Origin of the sequence: Streptococcus sp. CCH8-C6 (assembly GCF_001557225.1) — a bacterium.
GTDB classification, from domain to species: Bacteria; Bacillota; Bacilli; order Lactobacillales; family Streptococcaceae; genus Streptococcus; species Streptococcus sanguinis_C.
On sequence record NZ_LSJN01000018.1, the window covers coordinates 60170 to 79904 of the forward strand.

General features: G+C 43.4%; 22 protein-coding genes, 1 pseudogene and 1 riboswitch. Of the genes and pseudogenes, 21 read left to right on the forward strand and 2 right to left on the reverse strand.

Features of this window, described 5'->3' with window-relative positions:
- The first annotated feature begins 12 nt into the window (after positions 1–12).
- From AX677_RS01195 to AX677_RS01220, 6 genes are all read left to right on the forward strand, one after another.
- Positions 13–564 carry a GNAT family N-acetyltransferase gene (locus AX677_RS01195; RefSeq protein ID WP_060975869.1) on the forward strand — a complete coding sequence of 184 codons (552 nt, stop codon included), beginning with the start codon at positions 13–15 and terminating at the stop codon, positions 562–564.
- The gene (gene spxR / locus AX677_RS01200; RefSeq protein WP_060975870.1) at positions 557–1834 is read left to right on the forward strand and encodes a CBS-HotDog domain-containing transcription factor SpxR; all 1278 of its coding nucleotides are present in this window, start codon (positions 557–559) and stop codon (positions 1832–1834) included. The genes AX677_RS01195 and spxR overlap by 8 nt, the downstream gene beginning before the upstream one ends.
- Positions 1835–1855: 21 nt before the next feature.
- Positions 1856–2713 (forward strand): methionyl aminopeptidase, encoded by an 858-nt coding sequence (locus tag AX677_RS01205; RefSeq protein ID WP_060975871.1) that lies wholly within the window; start codon positions 1856–1858, stop codon positions 2711–2713.
- A gap of 33 nt (positions 2714–2746) precedes the next feature.
- Positions 2747–3676 (forward strand): YihY/virulence factor BrkB family protein, encoded by a 930-nt coding sequence (locus AX677_RS01210; RefSeq protein ID WP_060976044.1) that lies wholly within the window; start codon positions 2747–2749, stop codon positions 3674–3676.
- 730 nt (positions 3677–4406) lie between these two features.
- Complete coding sequence (locus tag AX677_RS01215; protein WP_002924152.1) at positions 4407–4856, forward strand: MarR family winged helix-turn-helix transcriptional regulator; 450 nt, start codon at positions 4407–4409, stop codon at positions 4854–4856.
- A 17-nt stretch (positions 4857–4873) separates the two neighbouring features.
- Complete coding sequence (locus tag AX677_RS01220) at positions 4874–5581, forward strand: B3/4 domain-containing protein (RefSeq protein ID WP_002933166.1); 708 nt, start codon at positions 4874–4876, stop codon at positions 5579–5581.
- 72 nt (positions 5582–5653) lie between these two features.
- Here the strand turns inward: AX677_RS01220 and AX677_RS01225 are convergent, their stop codons facing one another.
- Positions 5654–6094: a GtrA family protein gene (locus tag AX677_RS01225; protein WP_002924154.1), complete on the reverse strand. Its 441-nt coding sequence runs from the start codon at positions 6092–6094 to the stop codon at positions 5654–5656.
- A 28-nt stretch (positions 6095–6122) separates the two neighbouring features.
- Positions 6123–6259, forward strand: a riboswitch (PreQ1 riboswitch).
- On the opposite strand from AX677_RS01225, the gene AX677_RS01230 reads away from it, so the two are divergent.
- From AX677_RS01230 to AX677_RS01275, 10 genes are all read left to right on the forward strand, one after another.
- Positions 6257–6772 carry a QueT transporter family protein gene (locus AX677_RS01230; RefSeq protein ID WP_060975872.1) on the forward strand — a complete coding sequence of 172 codons (516 nt, stop codon included), beginning with the start codon at positions 6257–6259 and terminating at the stop codon, positions 6770–6772. Its footprint overlaps the riboswitch before it by 3 nt.
- A gap of 156 nt (positions 6773–6928) precedes the next feature.
- Positions 6929–7351: a hypothetical protein gene (locus tag AX677_RS01235; RefSeq protein WP_060975873.1), complete on the forward strand. Its 423-nt coding sequence runs from the start codon at positions 6929–6931 to the stop codon at positions 7349–7351.
- A 14-nt stretch (positions 7352–7365) separates the two neighbouring features.
- Entirely contained in the window at positions 7366–7758 is a 393-nt protein-coding gene (locus tag AX677_RS01240) for a hypothetical protein (RefSeq protein ID WP_002924159.1), read from the forward strand.
- Between the two features lie 20 nt (positions 7759–7778).
- Positions 7779–8114, forward strand: coding sequence for a hypothetical protein (locus AX677_RS01245; RefSeq protein ID WP_002924160.1), 336 nt, complete (start codon positions 7779–7781; stop codon positions 8112–8114).
- Positions 8111–8770: a hypothetical protein gene (locus tag AX677_RS01250; RefSeq protein ID WP_002924161.1), complete on the forward strand. Its 660-nt coding sequence runs from the start codon at positions 8111–8113 to the stop codon at positions 8768–8770. Before AX677_RS01245 ends, AX677_RS01250 begins: the two co-directional genes overlap by 4 nt.
- A 1-nt stretch (position 8771) precedes the next feature.
- Positions 8772–9248, forward strand: coding sequence for a hypothetical protein (locus tag AX677_RS01255; protein WP_002924162.1), 477 nt, complete (start codon positions 8772–8774; stop codon positions 9246–9248).
- A 15-nt stretch (positions 9249–9263) separates the two neighbouring features.
- Positions 9264–11621 carry a hypothetical protein gene (locus tag AX677_RS09470; protein ID WP_231730773.1) on the forward strand — a complete coding sequence of 786 codons (2358 nt, stop codon included), beginning with the start codon at positions 9264–9266 and terminating at the stop codon, positions 11619–11621.
- A gap of 12 nt (positions 11622–11633) precedes the next feature.
- Positions 11634–12293 carry a hypothetical protein gene (locus tag AX677_RS01265; protein WP_060975874.1) on the forward strand — a complete coding sequence of 220 codons (660 nt, stop codon included), beginning with the start codon at positions 11634–11636 and terminating at the stop codon, positions 12291–12293.
- Entirely contained in the window at positions 12286–12726 is a 441-nt protein-coding gene (locus AX677_RS01270; protein WP_060975875.1) for an NADAR family protein, read from the forward strand. The genes AX677_RS01265 and AX677_RS01270 overlap by 8 nt, the downstream gene beginning before the upstream one ends.
- Positions 12726–13196, forward strand: a complete 471-nt coding sequence (locus AX677_RS01275; protein ID WP_060975876.1) for a hypothetical protein — start codon at positions 12726–12728, stop codon at positions 13194–13196. Before AX677_RS01270 ends, AX677_RS01275 begins: the two co-directional genes overlap by 1 nt.
- A gap of 118 nt (positions 13197–13314) precedes the next feature.
- Here AX677_RS01275 and AX677_RS09290 read toward each other — a convergent pair.
- Positions 13315–13434, reverse strand: a pseudogene (locus tag AX677_RS09290) (transposase); the annotation flags it as partial.
- On the opposite strand from AX677_RS09290, the gene AX677_RS01280 reads away from it, so the two are divergent.
- From AX677_RS01280 to pulA, 5 genes are all read left to right on the forward strand, one after another.
- Positions 13424–13687 (forward strand): hypothetical protein, encoded by a 264-nt coding sequence (locus tag AX677_RS01280; RefSeq protein ID WP_197416873.1) that lies wholly within the window; start codon positions 13424–13426, stop codon positions 13685–13687. The pseudogene AX677_RS09290 and the gene AX677_RS01280 sit on opposite strands and share 11 nt — an antisense overlap.
- A gap of 24 nt (positions 13688–13711) precedes the next feature.
- Complete coding sequence (locus tag AX677_RS01285) at positions 13712–14290, forward strand: TMEM175 family protein (protein WP_060975878.1); 579 nt, start codon at positions 13712–13714, stop codon at positions 14288–14290.
- Positions 14291–14473: 183 nt separating this feature from the next.
- The gene (ligA, locus tag AX677_RS01290) at positions 14474–16432 is read left to right on the forward strand and encodes an NAD-dependent DNA ligase LigA (protein ID WP_011837172.1); all 1959 of its coding nucleotides are present in this window, start codon (positions 14474–14476) and stop codon (positions 16430–16432) included.
- A 9-nt stretch (positions 16433–16441) separates the two neighbouring features.
- The gene (locus AX677_RS01295) at positions 16442–17392 is read left to right on the forward strand and encodes a diacylglycerol kinase family lipid kinase (RefSeq protein ID WP_060975879.1); all 951 of its coding nucleotides are present in this window, start codon (positions 16442–16444) and stop codon (positions 17390–17392) included.
- Positions 17393–17415: 23 nt separating this feature from the next.
- Complete coding sequence (gene pulA / locus AX677_RS01300) at positions 17416–19713, forward strand: type I pullulanase (protein WP_060975880.1); 2298 nt, start codon at positions 17416–17418, stop codon at positions 19711–19713.
- Positions 19714–19735 lie beyond the last annotated feature (22 nt).

Below are 19735 nucleotides of genomic sequence, written 5' to 3' on the forward strand. Positions count from 1 at the left end.
TAGAGGTAGCAGATGAATTTATGGACACATTTAGCAGCCTGCTCATTTATTGAGACAGAGCATGCTTTTTTGCGGCCCATTGTCTTTGAAGATGCAGGAGCCCTATATAAGATTGCGTCCAATCCGGAAAATACTCAGTTCATCTTTCCGACAGAAGCAAGCCTAGAGGAAAGTGAATACGTCATTGCCAATTTCTTTATGAAAAATCCTCTGGGGATTTGGGCCATTTGTCACAAGGAAACGCAGGAAATGATTGGCTCTGTCAAGTTTGAAAAGATGGATGAGATCAAGAAAGAAGCTGAGTTAGGCTATTTTCTGCGGCAAGATTACTGGGGACAAGGGCTGATGACAGAAATTGTCCGAGAGATTGTTTTTCTATCTTTTACCCGCTTTGACTTCAAGCGTCTCAGCATTATCACTCATGCAGAGAACCTAGCCAGTCAGAAGGTAGCTCAAAAATCTGGCTTCAGCCTCTACCGGCAGTTTAAAGGGAGCGATCGGTACACGAGGAAGATGAGAGATTATCTGGAGTACCGTTATGAGAGAGGAGATTTTAATGAGTAAGCATCAGGAAATTTTAACCTATCTTGAAAATCTTCCAATCGGCAAGAGGGTCAGTGTCCGCAGTATTTCAAACTATCTGGGAGTCAGCGATGGGACGGCCTATCGAGCGATCAAGGAAGCGGAGAATCGAGGTATTGTTGAGACCAGGCCTCGGAGCGGTACGGTTCGGGTTAAGTCCAAGAAAGTTGTCTTGGAGCATCTGACCTATAAGGAAATCGTTGATATTACGGGCTCAGAAGTATTGGCTGGAGAAGATGGTCTAGAAAAAGAATTCAATAAATTTTCCATCGGAGCCATGACGGAGCAGAATATCCTACGCTATCTGACAGAGGGCGGTCTCCTGATTGTTGGAGACCGGACGAAAATCCAGCTCTTGGCTCTGGAAAATGAGAATGCGGTGTTGATTACTGGAGGTTTTGAAGTCAGCTCGGAAGTTCTGAAGATGGCTAATCTGCTCAATATACCGGTTCTCAGGACCAAGCACGATACCTATACTGTTGCAACCATGATTAATCGTGCCCTGTCCAATATGCAGATCAAGACCGATATATTAACAGTGGAGCAGGTCTATCGCTCCAGCCACGAGTACGGCTTCTTGCATGATACTGATACTGTGCGTGATTATCTGGACTTGGTTCGTCGCAATCGTGCCAGCCGGTTTCCGGTTATCAACCAGCAGCAGATGCTGGTGGGAGTAGTAACCATGCGGGATGCAGGGGATAAGTCTCCTCTGACAACCTTGGATAAGGTCATGACGAAAAATGTCTTTATGACAGGCTTATCTGCTAATATTGCCAATATCAGCCAGCGCATGATTGCAGAAGATTTTGAAATGATACCAGTAGTGCGCAGCAACCAGACCTTACTAGGTGTAATCACGCGGCGGGACATTATGGAGAAAATGAGCCGTTCTCAGATTTCTAGCCTGCCGACTTTCAGTGAGCAAGTGGGACAGAAGATTAGCCGTCAGGATGATTTGTTTTCCTTTACTGTTGAGCCATTTATGCTGGAGCAAAATGGTGTGCTGGCCAACGGTGTGCTGACAGAAATTTTGACTCGGATTACCCAGCAGCTCATGGTCAACAGCGGCCGCAGCCTGATAATCGACCAGCTGATGATCTATTTCTTTCAGGCGGTTCAGATTGATGATCTGCTGCATATCCAGCCACGTATTATTCGTCAGACTAGGCGAACAGCTATTATTGACTTTGAGATGTATCTGGAAGCGATGCTGGTTGCCAAAGCGACGATTACAGTGAAAATTAATTAAGAAGAGGAATTTAGAAAAAGAATGATTACTTTAAAATCACAGCGTGAAATTGACTTGATGGACAAGAGTGGAGATTTTTTGGCTTCGGTCCATATCGGTTTGAGAGACTTGATTAAGCCAGGCATTGACATGTGGGACATCGAAGAGTATGTCCGCAAGCGTTGTAAAGAAGACAATGCCCTGCCCCTGCAGATTGGTGTTGAAGGCTCTGTCATGGACTATCCTTATGCGACTTGCTGCTCTCTTAATGACGAGGTGGCCCATGCCTTTCCCCGTCATCAGAAGCTGGTAGAAGGTGATGTCATCAGCGTTGATATGGTGGTTGGCCTGGTTGATAAGGCCGAGCTGGATGTGTCCAAGCTAGATTTTGACAATGTGGAACAGATGAAGCAGCATACAGAGAGCTTCCGGGGCGGTGTGGCAGACTCTTGCTGGACCTATGCTGTAGGAAAGATTAGCCCAGAGGCTCAGCAGCTGATGGATGTGACTAAGGAATGTCTCTATCGTGGAATTGCGGCTGCCAAGGTTGGCAATCGCATCGGCGACATTGGCGCAGCTATTCAGGAATACGCTGAAAGTCATGGCTATGGTGTTGTGCGTGATTTGGTCGGTCACGGTGTTGGCCCAACCATGCATGAGGAGCCTATGGTACCGCATTACGGTCGAGCAGGACGCGGCTTGCGCTTGCGTGAGGGAATGGTTTTGACTATTGAGCCCATGATTAATACAGGTACTTGGGAAATTGATACGGACTTTGAGACCGGCTGGGCACATAAAACGCTGGATGGCGGCCTGTCCTGTCAGTATGAGCATCAGTTTGTCATTACAAAAGATGGTCCTGTCATTCTGACCAGCCAGGGAGAAGAAGGAACTTATTAGAAATCAAAGGCTGGGCACTTGTCTCAGCTTTTTTTGAAGGAGAAGAGAGTGAAGAAATTATTTGCCAAGATTCGCAGAAATCAGTTTTTAAGAGCATTTTTCCGCTTTTATCGGGCAGCAGATAGTGAGCTGACCAGCGTTGCAGTTGCTTATTATTGGCTGATTTCCGTTTTTCCCTTGCTCTTGATTGTTGTCAATATTCTGCCTTATTTCAATATTCCAATTGCGGATTTTCTGACAGCTATCAAGGACATGCTGCCAGAGACTTTATATGATGTTGTAGCAAAAGTTATGCGTGAAGTGCTGACCCAGCCTTCGACTGGCCTGTTGAGCTTCTCAGTCTTGTCAGCTCTTTGGACTTTTTCCAAGTCCATGAATTTCCTTCAGTTTGCCTTTAACAAAGCCTATGGGGTAGCCAAGAGCCGAGGGCTGATTTCTCATCGCGTCATGAGTTTGGTTGTCAGTATTGGTCTGCAGATTCTCTTTGCCTTTACCCTCTTTCTGACCATGTTTGGCCATATGTCGCTGGACTTCCTCCGTACTTACTGGAAGTTAGATAACCAGCTTTATCAACACTTGCAGCATTTTACCGAGCCCCTGATTTACGCCTTACTCTTTGCGGTTTTGGTTATGCTCTATTATTTTCTGCCTAATGTGAAAATCAGCAAAAAACGCTATGTTCTGCCTGGCAGTGCCTTTGTGCTTCTGACCATTCTGGCCTTGCTGAATATCTTTTCTGTCTACATGGATAATTATTTAAATCATCTGGTTGATGTTCGCTTTTTCAGCTCCATCATTATGGTTGTGATGATGTTTTGGTTTATCATGATTGCTAAAATTTTGATTGTTGGCGCAGTACTCAATGCCAGTATCCAGAGCTGCTGTGAGTCAGGGTTTAAAGTTGAAAGCACAGGCCGCTTTACTTTCAAGAAGAAGGAGCAGGATGGGGAAGGTGAATTATAATATGACATTATTTAAGAATGGTAGAAGAGGATGATAAGATGTGAAGAAAAAGTAGAATTGTTTTATGGCTACTGTTAGGTGGAATATTTTCCATAATTACACTAACTGGTTGTAGGACACTGAATCCCTCGGTTCCTGAAAATCGAACAGAGGAAGAATATGTTCTGGAAAATAGCTTCAAGCCTTTCTTTAACTTTTTAGCAGCAGAAAAGAAAGATTTATCAACTGTTCAAGAATATAGCTCTTATTTATTGGAACAGGAGAATCCCTCAAGTACTTTACAACACCATAAAATAGATTTAGACAGAAAAGGCAATATATTAGAGGGAAATTATAATATTGGTTATAATGATGGGGAGCCAAATTCAACAGACAACTTTACAAACCATTACTTATAAAGCTAATGATTACCTTGATTTTGTAAAAGAGAAAAAAAGAATTATAATATTAAGAGTTATGTGAGTATTACTTTAACTAATAGAGGATATGTAGAATTTTCTGTGGATATCAGTATTGAAGCTGAGAATGGACAATATATTAGTGTTTTAAATCATATTGTGTTGAAAAAAACAGAGGAACAGTAGAAAAATACTAGAAGATAAAACCTTTGTTAAATTCTTGCATTTTTTCAATTTAAAGAGGATTTTCCTCTTTTTCTTTTTGAATAATTTTATTGCATTTGCAACAAAATGTGTTATAATAGTTTCGAATAAAAATCAAAGGAGGGGATATGTCAGTATTGCGGGAAATTGGGATTATCGCCCGGGCTTTGGATTCCATTGCTAATATTGAGTTCCGTGACATAGAGCTGGCACGGGGGCAATATCTTTATCTGGTGCGAATCGCGGAGAATCCGGGAATTATCCAAGAGGAGCTGTCGGAGCTGCTCAAGGTGGATCGCTCAACGGTTGCCCGCTCTGTCAAGAAGCTAGAGGCCAAGGGCTTGGTCCAGCAGAAGGCAGCCAAAGACAACAAGAAGAACAAGGAATGGTTTGTGACGGAAAAAGGGGAAACACTTTATCCTTTTATCCTAGCGGAGAATGACTATTCTGAAGAGACATCCCTGCAGGGCTTTTCTCAGGCGGAAGTGCAAGCCTTGGAAAAAATGCTGGTCCGAGTGCGTGAAAACATCACAGGTGACTGGGAAGCCGTCAAAAAAGGACAAAAAAGAAACTATTAAGATTGAAGAGGTGCATCATGAAAGTTACAGTTGAACATGAATTTTGGCAAGTATTTCCGGAAGCTCAGATTAGTGTTTTAGTGGTCAAGGGGATTGATAATAGTGTGGATGAGAGTAAGGACTCATATTTCAAATCCCTCCTGGATAAGGGAGCAAAACGAGCTGAGGACTTTATTCCAGATGAGAACTTCACTCAAAATGAAGTCATTCAGGAGTGGCGGCAGGCTTTCAGCCAATTCAAGACCAAGAAAGGAGCACGATCCTCTATCGAAGCCCTGCTCAAACGGGTTAGTCAGGGGAGGGAATTTCATCCAATCAATCCTTTGGTTGATATCTATAACAGTGTCTCGCTGTCTTATGCAGTTCCTTGTGGCGGTGAGGATTTGGATAAGATTGTCGGAGGTCTTCATCTAGGAAAAGCCAAGGGTGGGGAAGCCTTTTTCCCATTGGGTGCTGAGAGTGACGCACCGGCACTGCCAGAAGAAATCATCTACTATGATGAAGAGGGAGCTGTCTGCCGTTGCCTTAACTGGCGAGAGGCCCAGCGAACTATGCTGACCGAGGAGACCAAGAATGCCATCTTGGTTATCGAGTCCATCAACGAAGAGCAGGCAGTGCGTGCCCAAGCAGCTATGATAGAGCTTCAGACTCTGATTGAGGACTATTTTGGTGTCAAAGGTGAAATCACCCACCTGACGCTTGATAATCCAAGCTTGGAAATCTGAGAATAAAAAAATCTGGATCAGAATTATCTGGTCCAGATTTGCTTTTATAGGGTGAAATAGACTGATTTGTTGTTATTTTTTCTTGTTTTTAAAGACAAAAATCTTACTAAAGATATAGTTGAGGACGATAATAAGTACTTGGGCAATGAAGGTTTCGATGGTATTGACCATTTTAATATTGTTATTGACAAACTGGCCTATAATCTGTGGGAAACTAGTGACAAAGATAAAAGTCAATAGTAAATTTAAGCCCATAGTAGCCAAACGTGCAGTGAAAAATTTGATAAGTCTAGAAGGCCAGCCACTCCTTGCTTGCTTGAAAACGATAGTATCGTTGGTTACAAAGGCAAAGAGAATACCAAGAATATCACCTATTATTGTAGCCAGTAGTTCGTTTCCCGTCAATTCATAGCAGAGCATCCGACTGACAACGGATACGACAGTTGTTGCCACACCAAAGAAAAGATAGGACAGAACCTCATTGTCAAAGAATTTTTTGATTAAAGTTTTCATAAAGATAGTCTATCATATTTCTGGGATTTATGCTATACTAGTTGGGTTGCCAAATCTGTGGGGGAATCAACTAATGATGCTCCACTCATGGGGCGCAACCCTTGGCGCTTAGCTTCTTTCGCCAAGCATATTACACGCGGTAAAGCCGCTAAAGGAGAAAACATGAAACAAGAAAAACTGACAGTTCGTGATTTGGCTAAGATTGCCATTGTTGCTGCCATTTATGTTGCCCTTACGATTACGCCCCCTTTAAATGCGATTAGCTTTGGTGCTTACCAGTTCAGAATTTCTGAAATGATGAACTTTATGGCCTTTTATAATCGGAAATATATCATGGGTGTGACTATTGGCTGTATGATTGCCAATCTATATAGTTTTGGAATCATTGATGTCTTTGTTGGCGGCGGATCCACCTTGGTCTTCCTGTCACTAGGTGTCTATCTTTTCAGTCGCTATAAGAATCAATATCTGATTAAAGGCTTGATTCGTTTGGATCATTTCTATTTTGCAGTATTCTTTTCTATTTCGATGGTGACTATTGCTGCAGAATTACACTTCTTGCAAGGCCTGCCATTCTTCCTGACTTGGTTTACAACGGCCATTGGAGAATTTGCTTCTTTGATTGCTGGAGCTATCATTATTAACCAGATTGCAAAAAGTATTGATTTGACAAAATAGGCTTTTTGTGGCTCTGATGTGTGTAAATAGACAGATTGGAAGCATTTGCATATTTTTTTACTTCATGGTATGCTAGAAGTGTACATTTAGACTAAGATTAGTCTCATTAAACTTCTTGGTAGGGGAGACCAAAAAAACAACGCAAGGAGGTTCTGTATGGAACAAAATGAGCAGCTTAGGGAGTATTTGATAATCAAAAAAGAGGCCTATCATTGGCTTCTTTGGTGGGGACTTGCATACCTTATTGGAGTGGCGGGTGTCATTATATTACTATATAATGATTTACCGTCCTACAATAGGTATTTTTCTATTCTCACGATTATTATGCTCCCTATTTGGTTTGTCGGGGCTTTTCCTCTATTTATGGCAAAAAATCAAATAGAAAAAGAGCACCCAGAATTTAAAGCTGTTAAGACCAAAGAGGTCGTGGTGCCTATGTCTATGCGGAAAAAGCGATATCTGATGCTTCTTCCAGCGCTCGTAGTTGTGGCTTTTGTCTTTGTGCAAAGCTATCAGTCGGGCATGGCAGAGAAAGAAAAAAAGGAAATCTACGAGATTATCCAACAGTATCGTAATTAAGGAAGGAGAAGAGTATGGCAAGTGATGAAGAATTGAAAAGCAGGGTAGAAAACCTGAGCGGTGAAAAGAGAAAATATGAGCGGGTGCGAAATAGTATTCGGTCGCATAGTTTGAGTCATATGCGTAGTCTGGATGATATGAACAATTTTATCGATTATTGTGAAAAAATCATCGGCATTGTAGACGGTGAAGAGGGCTATCATTACATCAGCAATCTTTCTGAACATCTCAAAGAAGATGTCAAAACGATGAAAAAATACCGCGACTATGTTCGTGACGCCAATCAGTCATTCGTCAATCTGCACAATCTTTTAGAATCGAAAATCAGTAGCCTTGACAGTCAGATTGATAGTGCTAAATCTGAATACAATGAAGGAAAATGGAATCCTTTCGAAAGAATGTGGTAATTAAGGAGGAGTGTGTATAAATGAATACAAATATCAATGATATTCAAGACCGTTATACGGCTGAGACGGTACAATACGAAAGTAGCAATATTGCTGCGGTGTTGGAAAATCTAAAAGCAGCCGTGACTTTGATAGAGACAACCATTCCTTCTAATATCTCCGCTATGGAAAGCAGTGAGAGCCTCTGGAGCGGAAAGGCTAAGGAGCAATATCTGGGGCTGAAGGATTTTCTCAAACAGTACCAAGGTGATTTTTCTTCTAGCGTGAAGGAGCTGAAAACGGCTGTTGAGGGGCTGGAAACCCTGCTCAATTCAACTTCCCAAGCCAATGTAAAAAAGGAGATTGACAACGGATGAAGACTTTTACTTTGGAGGCGATTTACGCCTTACACATGTTTAACGATTATTCGGATGACCTCTTCTTTCTGCCCCTGCCTAGCGAAGAGGGAAAAACTCGCTTGGAAAATCTGCGCCAGGTTTTAGAAAAAGGCTACGAGGACTTGGGGAAAATGGGCTTGGTGATTGATAACGAGCCGACGGAAGAGTGCGCTTATTACGGCGCTTTTCTGGAGCGTTATCACAAGGCGATTTACCATTGTCAGGTGGACAGCAATTATTTCTGCGCGCAGGAAACCGACAGCAACAAGTGGACGACGACGGTCATCAAGCAGATTGGCGATAATCAATATGTGATTGAAACTTTGCATAGCCTGGTTTTTCTGGCGCATTTGAAAGACATTCATCCGATTTTGAAGGACTTGGAAGAGAAGCGCAAGAACTACGCTTACTACAGCTGGGAACCTTTTTCGGCTTTTCGCTTACAGGCTTACTATGCCGACAATGAAGCCATTCGTTTGCAGACATTTCGGCGCAAGGAGCTGCTGAAAGACAGTCTCTTTTTGGAGGCGCCATCGGGCTTGTATGAGTTTGATGTGGCGCATGAACGCATTCGCTCGGTGGACGGTGAGGAATTACGAGATGAGATTATCCACGATTTGAAAGTGAGGGTGTAATATGGCAGACAAAATTAGTATTGACCTAACGCAGCAGGAACAGCTTTTGCTCCATATCCGAACTATGGTCACTTCAGCAACCCAGCTGAGTACGAAATTAAAAGAAGGAGTTGACGGCTTGCCTGCGCTCACTTCAAAGGGAGAAGTGCATAATCGTATGGTTGGAAATGAGAATCAGCTGATTCGATTTGTCACGAAAGCGCAGACTTTTCAGACTTTGACCGAGGTCATATTTAAGCACACACAGACCACCTATAGCGAATTTATTGATACTGATAAGATACTGGCTATGGACATCGCCAACAGTATTTTATATAGCTCCGAGACTTCTGCTGAGGACAAGCAGGGGATAAAAGACGATCCTAAGGGCTCTGTTGACAAGCTGAAAAAATCTATTCAAGACGAGAATGGTGAAATTCACAAGAATATGAAGGGGACCAAGTCTTCTGATATTATCATCGGTACTGGTGGAGCCTGATAGAGAGGAGTTACAATGGCTAAATATTATACGAATGAACCTGACTTTAAAGAAGGCTCTAAGACGGGTTGGTTTCACAGCAACATCAACTGCGTAAAGGACTTGCTACGCGATATTGATGAAGTGTCAAATAAGGTCAATTCTGAGGGCTTAGCTCATCTCTATGTGGCAACGGGAGAAGCGACTTTGGGGCGTGACATGCCCGTCGGTCCTTTTGAAGATGCGGAGCACCATGCTCTTCATCGCTTGGATGCCTCTAAGAAAGTCCACAAGGAAATCGTCCAAAATATTGACGGGAAATTCTTTGAGGGTTTGGATAATGCTTTGGAGAGTCTCAATAAGGTCAACGAAGGGAAAAACCAGTATAAGAGTAAGTATTTGACTTATACGAAAACCAACACGGCTTACGATGAGTACGGGACTGCGATAGAGTACACCACCACAGAGCACTACAGTATTTCGGATATTGTCAATAGCGACAAAACACCGATACCCGCTGCCAAGGAACTCTACGATGTTAAGCTCAAGCTGGCAAAAGAAGGCTTGGCGAAAATTGAGAAAGAAGATCATGAGAATTACGAAAAGCTCAAGGGCTTGAGCGACCAACAGCTCATGGAAGCTATGTTTCCGACGCAAGTCGGCGAGTACGAGCGGGCGCGCTCGACTTGGAAGGAGAACAACAAAGGCTGGTTGCAGTGGGTTGAAATTGGTGGTAAAATTATAGCAGTGGGTGCCATTATCGCAGGGAGCGTCCTGAGTGGCGGTACCCTAGCTCCTATCCTTATCGGAGCAGGGACTGCTTATCTGGTGGCAGATAGCGGTTATCAGGCGATTAGCGGGGAGACCATTTCGGGGAAACGGTTGACTGACGGGGAGCGTATCTGGGCAGGTGTGGACGCAGTCTTGACGGCAGCGACCGGTGGCTTTGCGACCTATGCCAGCGTGCTTGCCAAGACAGGGAAAGCCGCCTCTACGACGGTACAGACGGTAGGCAAAGCTGTCAATTATGCCGATGATGCCAATGACATCGCTCATACGGTGTCTGCAATGCAGGATGACCCCTTGGGCGCCGCACTCCAATTTGGAATAGGGCGTGCGATTGGTCATGGAGCTACTGCTCTTGGAAATAAAGCTCGAGCAAGATTTGGCAAGGGTGGCAGTGGAGCTGATGTGGACTTGCCAAGTAGTGGGAAAGGTGTGGATCTGCCAGCGGGCAATGCAGGCTTGAAGACCCATGCGGACACAGATGTGGATCCGTCTACGCTTGGTACAGGCAAGAAGCCAAAACCAGAGATTCAGACGCCTCAACATCAAGAAATACCAAGCCCAAGCAAGAAGCCAGAGCTTGATGTGACGAAGACAAGCAAGCCTGAGATTGACCGTGCAAGCAGTCCAGAGATAACTGGTCCAAGTAAGAAGCCAGAAATTGATACCACTAAAACGGCGAAACCCGAGATTGACAATCCAAGCCGTCCAGCGGTGGATAAGACCAACAGCGAGTTGGATACAGGTAAGCCCGTGAAGCCGGAGGTCAGCCAAGCTCGTCCGAGCGAGGTGGTGTCACCAAACAGCCGTCCGAAAGAAGTGGACGTGACCAAGAAGCCCGATATCGAAGTGACTCGCCCAGCCGAAGTCAATCCGACCAAGGTTAAGCCAGAAATGGAAACCAAGGTCAAACCAGACATTGACGCAGCTGCGGCTAGTGCCAGCGCCGTTCCGAAAGTCAAGGCGCAAGAGCCCGACCTCCCCAAAGCCGGACAACCCGAAGTCACCCCTGACGCTGGCAAGAAGGTGCAGAAGCCAGAAGAGGTGGATACCGAAGCCAATAAGGCTGGGAAGGTTGAAGAGACAGGTGGAACGAGTGAAATCCCAACGACAGAAAAAGAAGTACCTCCTCATGTTACGCGTCAAGATAGTAATTTTTATGATATATATAATCATAAGGGAAACCTAAAGGCTCATATTGATGAAAATGGCTATCTGGTGCCAGCAAATGTAGACGGAAAAGGACAGCCTCATTCCCATATTAGAGGTGGAAATTCTAAGGAAAGTCCATATATTTCGACTACAGATCCGTCTGTAACAGGAGCACCCAAAGAATATGGTGGGAGTAAAATACACATTGATACAGCTAAAATCCAACAAGATATTGAATCTGGCAAGCTGAAAGATGTGGAAATTGTTACCCATGATGAATTGATGAAAGAACTTCAAGCGCGTGTAGATTCTTTGGAGAGCAAGCCTCAACCTCATTCTAAAAAATTAAAAGAAAAAATTGAAAGAGCTAAGGGAGATGTAGCGAATGCCCAGAGAGACGGGGAAGTCTTAATCAAGGGTGCCATTCCACCAGAGTATTTTCATTTTATCGAATAGAAGGATAAACTAATGAACGAACAAGAAATTCATCATTTACTTTACGACATTCCAGAGAATGTTGATTATACGGATATTCCGCAGGAGCTGGATTTAGAAGATGTTCCTAAAGAAAGAGTTGATAAATTACGAGATTTACTCCATTCAGATGATTTGGCAGTGCGTTTTGATGCTGCATTGCTATTGACAAATTGGGGGGTGGAAGACGGTCTGAATACTTTGATAGACTTGTTTGAGAAAGGAGAAACGAAGGGATTTATCCCTCATCATCTACATCCTTATGATGACACCAACAAACATATTTTAGATGCGTTAATTGGCTATTGGGCGAGTCAAACTGATTTACATAAAGAACAAGAAGCTCGTAAAAGGATATATCCTACGATTATTTCAATCATTAAGCAAGCAGTACATTCATCTTATAGTATTGCGCAAATTGGTTTTTTAATAAAAAAAGATTTAGATATTCATAAAGAAGTTTATACAGAATATATCCCAGTTTTAGAGGACTTTTTGACAGCTATTATTGACGATAAAGAGAGGAACTATTGGCGCATTCATGACGCTCTTAAGTTGCTTTTAGAGGTGGATGAAACTTTTGTTCAGAAAATCTTGACTGAAAAAGGCAAAACATTGGCTGATTTTGGCTTAGATGGAGAAGAAAATGACTGAAATTAAATTTTATCGGGTAAATGATGCTTATGGCTATCTGTCGAATTTCGCTCCCTACCCTTTTGAGATAAATGGACTAATCTGGTCAACTTCGGAGCATTATTTTCAAGCTCAAAAGTTTTTGGACAAAGCTATTCAAGAAAAAATTCGTCGCTTGAAGTCACCAATGGACGCTGCTTTAGAGGGGCGCAATCGAGAAAATCCCTTGCGTTCGGACTGGGAAGTGGTAAAGGATGACATCATGAGGTTAGCTGTTTTTGAAAAATTCTGCCAGAATCCTGCAATTAGGAGAGAGCTATTAGCGACTGGGCATGCTACTTTGATTGAACATACGAAAAATGATAACTACTGGGCGGATAATGGTGACGGGACTGGTAAAAATATGCTGGGAATTATTCTCATGGAAACGAGAAAAAGACTGAAAGCAGAGTAATGGAAATAGATCCACAAGTCAAGCAGGCTCTGCTTAATATTGACTTTATCAAACGTTATGGAGCTTTATCGAAAGAGTATGATTTAGAAAGATTGGGTGATAAAACTCGATTGAAATATCTTGACGGTGAGTTAGTTATGGATATGATTTCAGAGGCTGGCTATATTCCCGGTTTTGACCCCAAAGAGAAATTTTTAAAATTTTATCAAGAAATAGGCGATTATACTTTTGGTTTACATTTCATCCTCTACAATGGAACGGTTGATTTTATTTGGGCAGTAACTAAGGGCAAACAAGTGCTTGCGGGAGCCCCTTGGGGTGTTTATTCTAAGCGACTAATTGACCCTAGTTATCGTATCAAAAAGCCGATTTTCAGTGACTACGACGAATTGGAAGATATTTTAAAAACAGCTTTTAAGATTTATGAGGATTTCAAACAAGTCTTTTTAGAAATTGCTGAACAAAAATAGATGTCGAAAGAGGGCAATCGCCCTCTTTTTTGCTATACTGGTATCAGCGGGGTGGAGTAGATGATAGATAAAATAGATTTTTTAGGCTTTTTGTCAACTGTAGTGGGTTGATAAAAAGTTACAACCTGGAGAGGACCAAATTGGTTCTCTCCTTTTTGATATTCAAAGCAATAAGAATTCTCGTTTTAAAATTTTCAAAGTTCCGGAAGCCAAAAGCATTTCTCTTAATGACTTTGATCGGTGTTGGCAATCTCTATACAGCTGACGATATCCTAGCAGCCTATCAGACAGGTTTTGCAGATTTTGTCGCTTTAGGAAAAACCGTCATGCTCAATCCAGACTTAGTAGCATTGATAAACGAAGGACGAGAGACTGAGATTGAGACAAGCTTTGATTGGCAAAAAGTTGAGAAATACCGCTATACCCCAGCAATGTTAGAAGGAACCAAGCAAGGTTTAGACTTTTACCCACCGTCAAAAAATGCCTTATAAGGACTTATTGGAGAAAGGAAAAGTATGTCAAAAGAGAGAATGATGGCTTTTACAGATGCACTATTAGCCATTATCATGACCGTTTTGATTTTAGAATTGCAAAAACCAGCGCAAGCCACTTGGCAGGCAGTTTGGGACTTGAGGGAAAATTTTGCAGTCTATGGTATTTCTTTTTTCTGGTTAACCGTGATGTGGATTAATCTCCACAATGAATGGCAGCATGTTAAACAAATTACAATATCGGTCATTTGGTGGAATATGTTTTTATTATTTACAGCCTCTTTCTTTCCTTACATGACAAGCTTTGCTGGCAGTCATTTTTATAGTTCTGTTGCAGCTACCTTGTATGTTGCAGAGGCTTTGCTAGTGACTTTTGCTTTTTATGGTTTAGGTCATGCTGTCCATGAAGCTAATCCTGATTTACCACCAGCTATTTTAACGATTTATGGACAATCAAAACAAATTGACTATGCCATAAAAATCCTTGGACTTGTTTTTTCTCCCTTCATCTACCCACCAGTAGGACCTTGCAGTGTTGTCTTGAGTGCCTTGTGGATTATCTACAAAATGAAATTATACAAAGTAAGACCAACAAAACTTTAAACACTAATCAAAGCGAACATTTCTAGCAGAATGTTCGCCTTTTTTGTGAAATATGATATAATAGGGTTAAAAAAATAAGACAGCAGAGAGCGGTATTTCCGCTCTTTTTATGTCCTTTTGTTTTTTAGGAAGAATTGGGAACAAATAGAGGAAGATTTTGTGTATTTGTGATAAAATAGAAGTATGAAAGAAAGAATGTCAGAATTAGTAGAATTGCTCAACCGATATGCCCATGAGTATTATACGGCAGACAGGCCAAGTGTATCGGACAGCGAGTATGACAGACTCTATCGTGAGTTAGCGGAGTTAGAAGAAAAATACCCAACCGATATCCTACCTGATAGCCCAACGCATCGGGTGGGAGGGAAGATTTTAGAAGGATTTGAAAAATATCCACATCAGTATCCTCTCTTTAGTTTGCAGGATGCTTTTTCACGTGAAGAATTACTAGCCTTTGACCAGCGGGTTCGCAAGGAATTTCCACAAGTTTCTTATCTTTGTGAACTCAAGATTGATGGGCTCTCTATTTCCCTGACCTATGAAAATGGAATCTTGGTAGCAGGAGCGACTCGGGGGGATGGTTCTGTTGGTGAAAACATTACTGAAAATCTCAAGCGAGTCAAGGATATTCCACTGACTTTGAAAGAACCGCTGGACATTACGGTTCGCGGAGAGTGCTATATGCCCAAGGCATCCTTTGATGCGGTCAATCAGCTGCGACAGGAAAATGGTGAGCCTGAGTTTGCCAATCCACGTAATGCAGCAGCGGGAACCTTGCGCCAGCTGGACACAGCAGTTGTGGCTAAGCGCAATCTAGCGACTTTCCTATACCAAGAAGCCAGTCCTACTCAGGTTGGCAGCCAAGAAGAGGTCTTAAACAAGCTGGCAGATTTGGACTTCTCAGTCAATCCTACTCATATTCTGGCGGACTCTATTGAATCAGTTTGGGAGTTTATCGAAAAGATCGCTGAGGAGCGGGATAGCCTGCCTTATGAAATTGACGGTATTGTCATCAAGGTTAATGACTTGGCGGTGCAAGAGGAGCTTGGCTTTACTGTCAAGGCACCTAAGTGGGCTATCGCCTATAAGTTTCCAGCTGAGGAAAAGGAAGCCCAGCTTCTATCTGTTGACTGGACAGTGGGTCGGACGGGAGTTGTGACTCCGACAGCTAATCTGACGCCTGTCCAGCTAGCGGGAACGACAGTTAGCCGAGCGACCTTGCACAATGTGGACTACATTGCCGAGAAGGATATTCGTCAGAAAGACACAGTTATCGTCTATAAAGCAGGAGATATTATTCCAGCTGTCTTGCGAGTGGTCGAGTCCAAGCGGGTGTCAGAAGAGGCTTTGGAAGTGCCAAGCCATTGTCCAAGCTGCGAGAGTGAGCTAGTGCACTTTGAAGACGAAGTGGCTCTGCGCTGCATTAACCCGCTCTGTCCAGCCCAGATCAAGGAGGGCTTGATTCACTTTGCTAGCCGGGATGCCATGAACATTACCGGCCTTGGTCCAGCAGTGGTAGAGAAGCTCTTTGCTCAAAATCTAGTCAAGGATGTGGCTGGAATCTATCGGCTAACGATAGAAAATTTACTAGAACTAGAGAACTTTAAGGAAAAATCAGCAAATAAGTTGTATACTGCTATTCAAGCTTCCAAGAAAAACTCAGCTGAACGCCTCTTGTTTGGCTTGGGGATTCGCCATGTGGGAAGCAAGGCCAGTCGGATTTTGCTGGAGAAATTCCATGATATTCCTAGGTTGTCTCAGGCCAGCCAAGAAGAGATTGCGGCTATCGACAGTCTTGGGACGGTGATTGCCCAAAGCCTGCATACCTATTTTGAGCAGGAAGGCTCTCAGATTCTTTTGGCGGAACTGCAGGAAGCAGGTGTGAATCTGGACTATCTGGGACAAAAGGCAGCGGCTGATGCAGCCCTATCAGGTATGACGGTTGTTTTGACTGGTAAATTACAAAAATTGACACGCAATCAAGCTAAAGAAAAATTGCAGAGTCTAGGTGCTAATGTTTCTGGATCTGTTTCTAAAAAAACGGATCTGGTAGTAGCTGGCGCAGATGCCGGTAGTAAGCTGGCCAAGGCTCAGGAGTTAGGAATTGAAATTCGGGATGAAGATTGGCTTGATAGCTTATGAGGCTGAAGTATGAAGGATAAGATTAAACGAGCACGATTGATTTATAACCCGACTTCGGGACAGGAAATTATTAAGAAAAATATAGCGGAAGTTCTGGATGTTTTGGAGGATGTGGGCTATGAAACCAGCGCCTACCAAACCACTCCAGCGCCTCTTTCTGCTCAAAAAGAAGCTGAAAGAGCAGCAAAAGCAGGATTTGATTTGATTATTGCGGCAGGCGGCGACGGTACCATCAATGAGGTAGTTAATGGTGTGGCGAATCTGGATGAACGGCCTAAATTGGCCTTTATTCCAACTGGTACAACCAACGATTATGCGCGTGCTCTGAAGATTCCCATGGGAGATCCAGTAGCGGCAGCCCGTATTATTGAAAAGAACCAGACCATTAAGATGGATATTGGCCGGGCCTATGGTAACAAGTATTTTATTAATATTGCAGCAGCTGGAACCCTGACAGAGCTAACTTACAGCGTTCCTAGCGAGGTCAAATCCCGCCTAGGCTACTTTGCCTATGTTGCAGAAGGAGCAAAAAAGCTCCCTCGCTCTAAGTTCCGCAAGGTTCGTATCATGCACGACCACGGTGTCTTTGAAGGGAAGATTTCGCTCATGTTTGCGGCTCTGACCAACTCCATTGGTGGTTTTGAAAAGCTAGCGCCAGATACTAAATTAGATGACGGGAATTTTACCTTGATTTTGGTCAAGACAGCCAATCTCTTTGATATGCTGAGTCTGATGATGCAGGCTATCAATGGCGGTCAGCACGTTGGAGATATCAATGTAGAATACCTCAAAACAAGCAAGCTGCAGCTGGAAGTTTTAGATAAAAAAGGTCCATTTATGCTGAATTTGGATGGAGAATACGGCGGTGATACGCCTGTTGAACTGGAAGTGCTGCACGGCCATTTGGAATTTTTTGCCAATATTGATGAAATCAGTCAGACTGCCCTTTCAATAGAATAATTTTAGATAAGAGATGAAAGAACATGCTAGACTATAAAGTCTTAGTCCATTACCACAATCCTACTGGAGATTATTTCTCCTATGATATGTGGCAGTGGCAAATAAACCAATGGGGAAAGGAAGCAGCCTTTTCCAAACTTGATTATTTTGGTATTCAGGGGGAATTATCATTTCAAACCTGGGAGCCCTTAGATCATGCTCATGTGATTATCAAACGTTCAGACTGGTCTAGCCAGTCCTGTGACTATCATATTGATCTGTTACCTCCTCATCTGGTTACGGAAATTTGGCTGATTGAGGGAGATACGCAGGTTTATTATTCCCTGCAGGCTGCAACGACGAGTCACCAGTATTCACGCCGGCGTCCGCATAACTTTGATATGGCTCTAAGAACAGACTATTTTGATGAATGCTGGGGCTATCAAGGCTGGTTGGGACACCGTCAGGCGGACGGCAAACATACTTTCAAAGTTTGGGCACCGACAGCTAGGAAGGTAGAGCTGGTAGTCTATGAATCAGCTGACAATCAAGCTTCTGTTTATGAAATCTTCCGAATGCAAAAAGGTGACCGATATTCCCACGACCATAAGGAAAATACCATCGGTGTCTGGTCAGTTGAAATAGCAGAAGACTTGACCGGCAAAACTTATCACTACCATGTTAGCTTTGAATACCGCAATTTTTATACTCGAGATCCCTATACTGTTGCGACCAGTCCAGATGGCAAACGCTCAGCGATTCTTGGAGCGGATGAGACAGAGGTAGCTGGTTTTCAGGTCCGACAAGGCAAAGAAGCTTTCTGGCGCTTGGATAATCCAAATCAAGCAGTGATTTATGAGATGCACATTCGTGATTTGACCAAGTCGGAAACTTCTGGCGTGGATAGTCAGCTGCGCGGGACCTTCTTGGGAGCCTGTCAAAAAGGCACTACCAATCATCAAGGGCAAAAGACAGGCTTTGACTATATCAGTGATTTAGGCGTTAATGTTGTCCAGCTTCAGCCCGTGTCTGACCGTCACAAGGACTATGATGAAAATGGAGAGCTAATCTACAACTGGGGCTATGACCCGCAGAATTATCATGCTCCAGAGACTAGCTTTTCCAGCAATCCTGCTGACCCAGCGCAGGCTATTCGCGATTTGAAAACGATGATTCAGGCCTACCATGATGCGGGGATTTCTGTGACACTGGATGTTGTTTACAATCACATCTACTCGACCTATGATTCTGCTTTTCAGGCTACAGTACCGGATTATTACTATCGGATGAATCCTAATGGCTCTTTCCAAAACGGAACTGGAGTGGGGAGTGAGACAGCCAGCGAACATGAGATGTTCCGCAAGTTTATGATTGACTCTCTTCTGTATTGGGTAGAGGAGTTTAATGTAGATGGCTTCCGCTTCGACCTGATGGGAATTCATGATGTGGAAACGATGAATGCCATTCGTCAAGCTATGGATGAGGTGGATCCGCGAATCCTGCTCTATGGAGAAGGCTGGGATATGGGAACGGGCCTGAGACCAGAAGACAAGGCCAAGAAGGACAATGCTTATCAGTTGCCGCGGATTGGATTTTTCAATGATACAGAGCGGGATGCGGTCAAAGGAGCAGAGGTTTACGGTGGCATCAAGGCTGGTTTTGTCAGTGGTCAGGCGACGGAGGATATCGTCGCTAAGTCTATCCTTGGCAGCAGTGAGCTAGGCAGCTATCTCAGTCCTGATCAAGTCCTTAACTACGTTGAGGCACACGATAATTTCAATCTGCATGATTTGCTTGCGGAGCTGCATCCTGATGATGATGTTCTGACTCGCACCAAGCGGATTGAGCTGGCAACTGCCATGAACCTACTCATGCAAGGTATGGCTTTCATGGAGGTTGGACAGGAATTTTCTCGTACCAAGCTCGTAGCTACGGGGGAGGACGGCCAAGTCCTGCATAGCGATCGCGAAAGGGCTATGAACAGCTACAATGCGCCAGATGCAGTCAATCAGCTGAATTGGGATATTTTGCAGGACCATCAAGAGAGTATTGATTTTATCAAGGACATCATTCGCCTCAAGACAAGCTGCAAGGCCTTTTCTTATCAGACCTATGAAGACATTTATAAGCATGTCTTTGTCCAATCAGCAGAGCAGGGCAGTGGCTTGATTATCTTTGAAATCAAGGATGACAAGCACTATCAAGTCATTTTTAATGCCAGCGGCCTGCCTTACTATCTGCCTAATGCAGATAAGCTGTGCCTTGTAGTTGGCAATAGCCGTCATAAGAAGCCTTTCTATGTTGAAAATCTGACGGTTTCTGTTTTTGAAGTTATTCAATAAGTTATTAGCTACATGAAAAGCG

Excerpts from the sequence above, each read along its gene's own strand:
- AX677_RS01195 (WP_060975869.1), top strand. The coding sequence starts at position 13 with ATGAATTTATGGACACATTTAGCAGCCTGCTCATTTATTGAGACAGAG.
- spxR (WP_060975870.1), top strand. The coding sequence starts at position 557 with ATGAGTAAGCATCAGGAAATTTTAACCTATCTTGAAAATCTTCCAATC.
- AX677_RS01205 (WP_060975871.1), top strand. The coding sequence starts at position 1,856 with ATGATTACTTTAAAATCACAGCGTGAAATTGACTTGATGGACAAGAGT.
- AX677_RS01215 (WP_002924152.1), top strand. The coding sequence starts at position 4,407 with ATGTCAGTATTGCGGGAAATTGGGATTATCGCCCGGGCTTTGGATTCC.
- AX677_RS01220 (WP_002933166.1), top strand. The coding sequence starts at position 4,874 with ATGAAAGTTACAGTTGAACATGAATTTTGGCAAGTATTTCCGGAAGCT.
- AX677_RS01225 (WP_002924154.1), bottom strand. The coding sequence starts at position 6,094 with ATGAAAACTTTAATCAAAAAATTCTTTGACAATGAGGTTCTGTCCTAT.
- AX677_RS01230 (WP_060975872.1), top strand. The coding sequence starts at position 6,257 with ATGAAACAAGAAAAACTGACAGTTCGTGATTTGGCTAAGATTGCCATT.
- AX677_RS01235 (WP_060975873.1), top strand. The coding sequence starts at position 6,929 with ATGGAACAAAATGAGCAGCTTAGGGAGTATTTGATAATCAAAAAAGAG.
- AX677_RS01240 (WP_002924159.1), top strand. The coding sequence starts at position 7,366 with ATGGCAAGTGATGAAGAATTGAAAAGCAGGGTAGAAAACCTGAGCGGT.
- AX677_RS01245 (WP_002924160.1), top strand. The coding sequence starts at position 7,779 with ATGAATACAAATATCAATGATATTCAAGACCGTTATACGGCTGAGACG.
- AX677_RS01250 (WP_002924161.1), top strand. The coding sequence starts at position 8,111 with ATGAAGACTTTTACTTTGGAGGCGATTTACGCCTTACACATGTTTAAC.
- AX677_RS01255 (WP_002924162.1), top strand. The coding sequence starts at position 8,772 with ATGGCAGACAAAATTAGTATTGACCTAACGCAGCAGGAACAGCTTTTG.
- AX677_RS09470 (WP_231730773.1), top strand. The coding sequence starts at position 9,264 with ATGGCTAAATATTATACGAATGAACCTGACTTTAAAGAAGGCTCTAAG.
- AX677_RS01265 (WP_060975874.1), top strand. The coding sequence starts at position 11,634 with ATGAACGAACAAGAAATTCATCATTTACTTTACGACATTCCAGAGAAT.
- AX677_RS01270 (WP_060975875.1), top strand. The coding sequence starts at position 12,286 with ATGACTGAAATTAAATTTTATCGGGTAAATGATGCTTATGGCTATCTG.
- AX677_RS01275 (WP_060975876.1), top strand. The coding sequence starts at position 12,726 with ATGGAAATAGATCCACAAGTCAAGCAGGCTCTGCTTAATATTGACTTT.
- AX677_RS01280 (WP_197416873.1), top strand. The coding sequence starts at position 13,424 with ATGACTTTGATCGGTGTTGGCAATCTCTATACAGCTGACGATATCCTA.
- AX677_RS01285 (WP_060975878.1), top strand. The coding sequence starts at position 13,712 with ATGTCAAAAGAGAGAATGATGGCTTTTACAGATGCACTATTAGCCATT.
- ligA (WP_011837172.1), top strand. The coding sequence starts at position 14,474 with ATGAAAGAAAGAATGTCAGAATTAGTAGAATTGCTCAACCGATATGCC.
- AX677_RS01295 (WP_060975879.1), top strand. The coding sequence starts at position 16,442 with ATGAAGGATAAGATTAAACGAGCACGATTGATTTATAACCCGACTTCG.
- pulA (WP_060975880.1), top strand. The coding sequence starts at position 17,416 with ATGCTAGACTATAAAGTCTTAGTCCATTACCACAATCCTACTGGAGAT.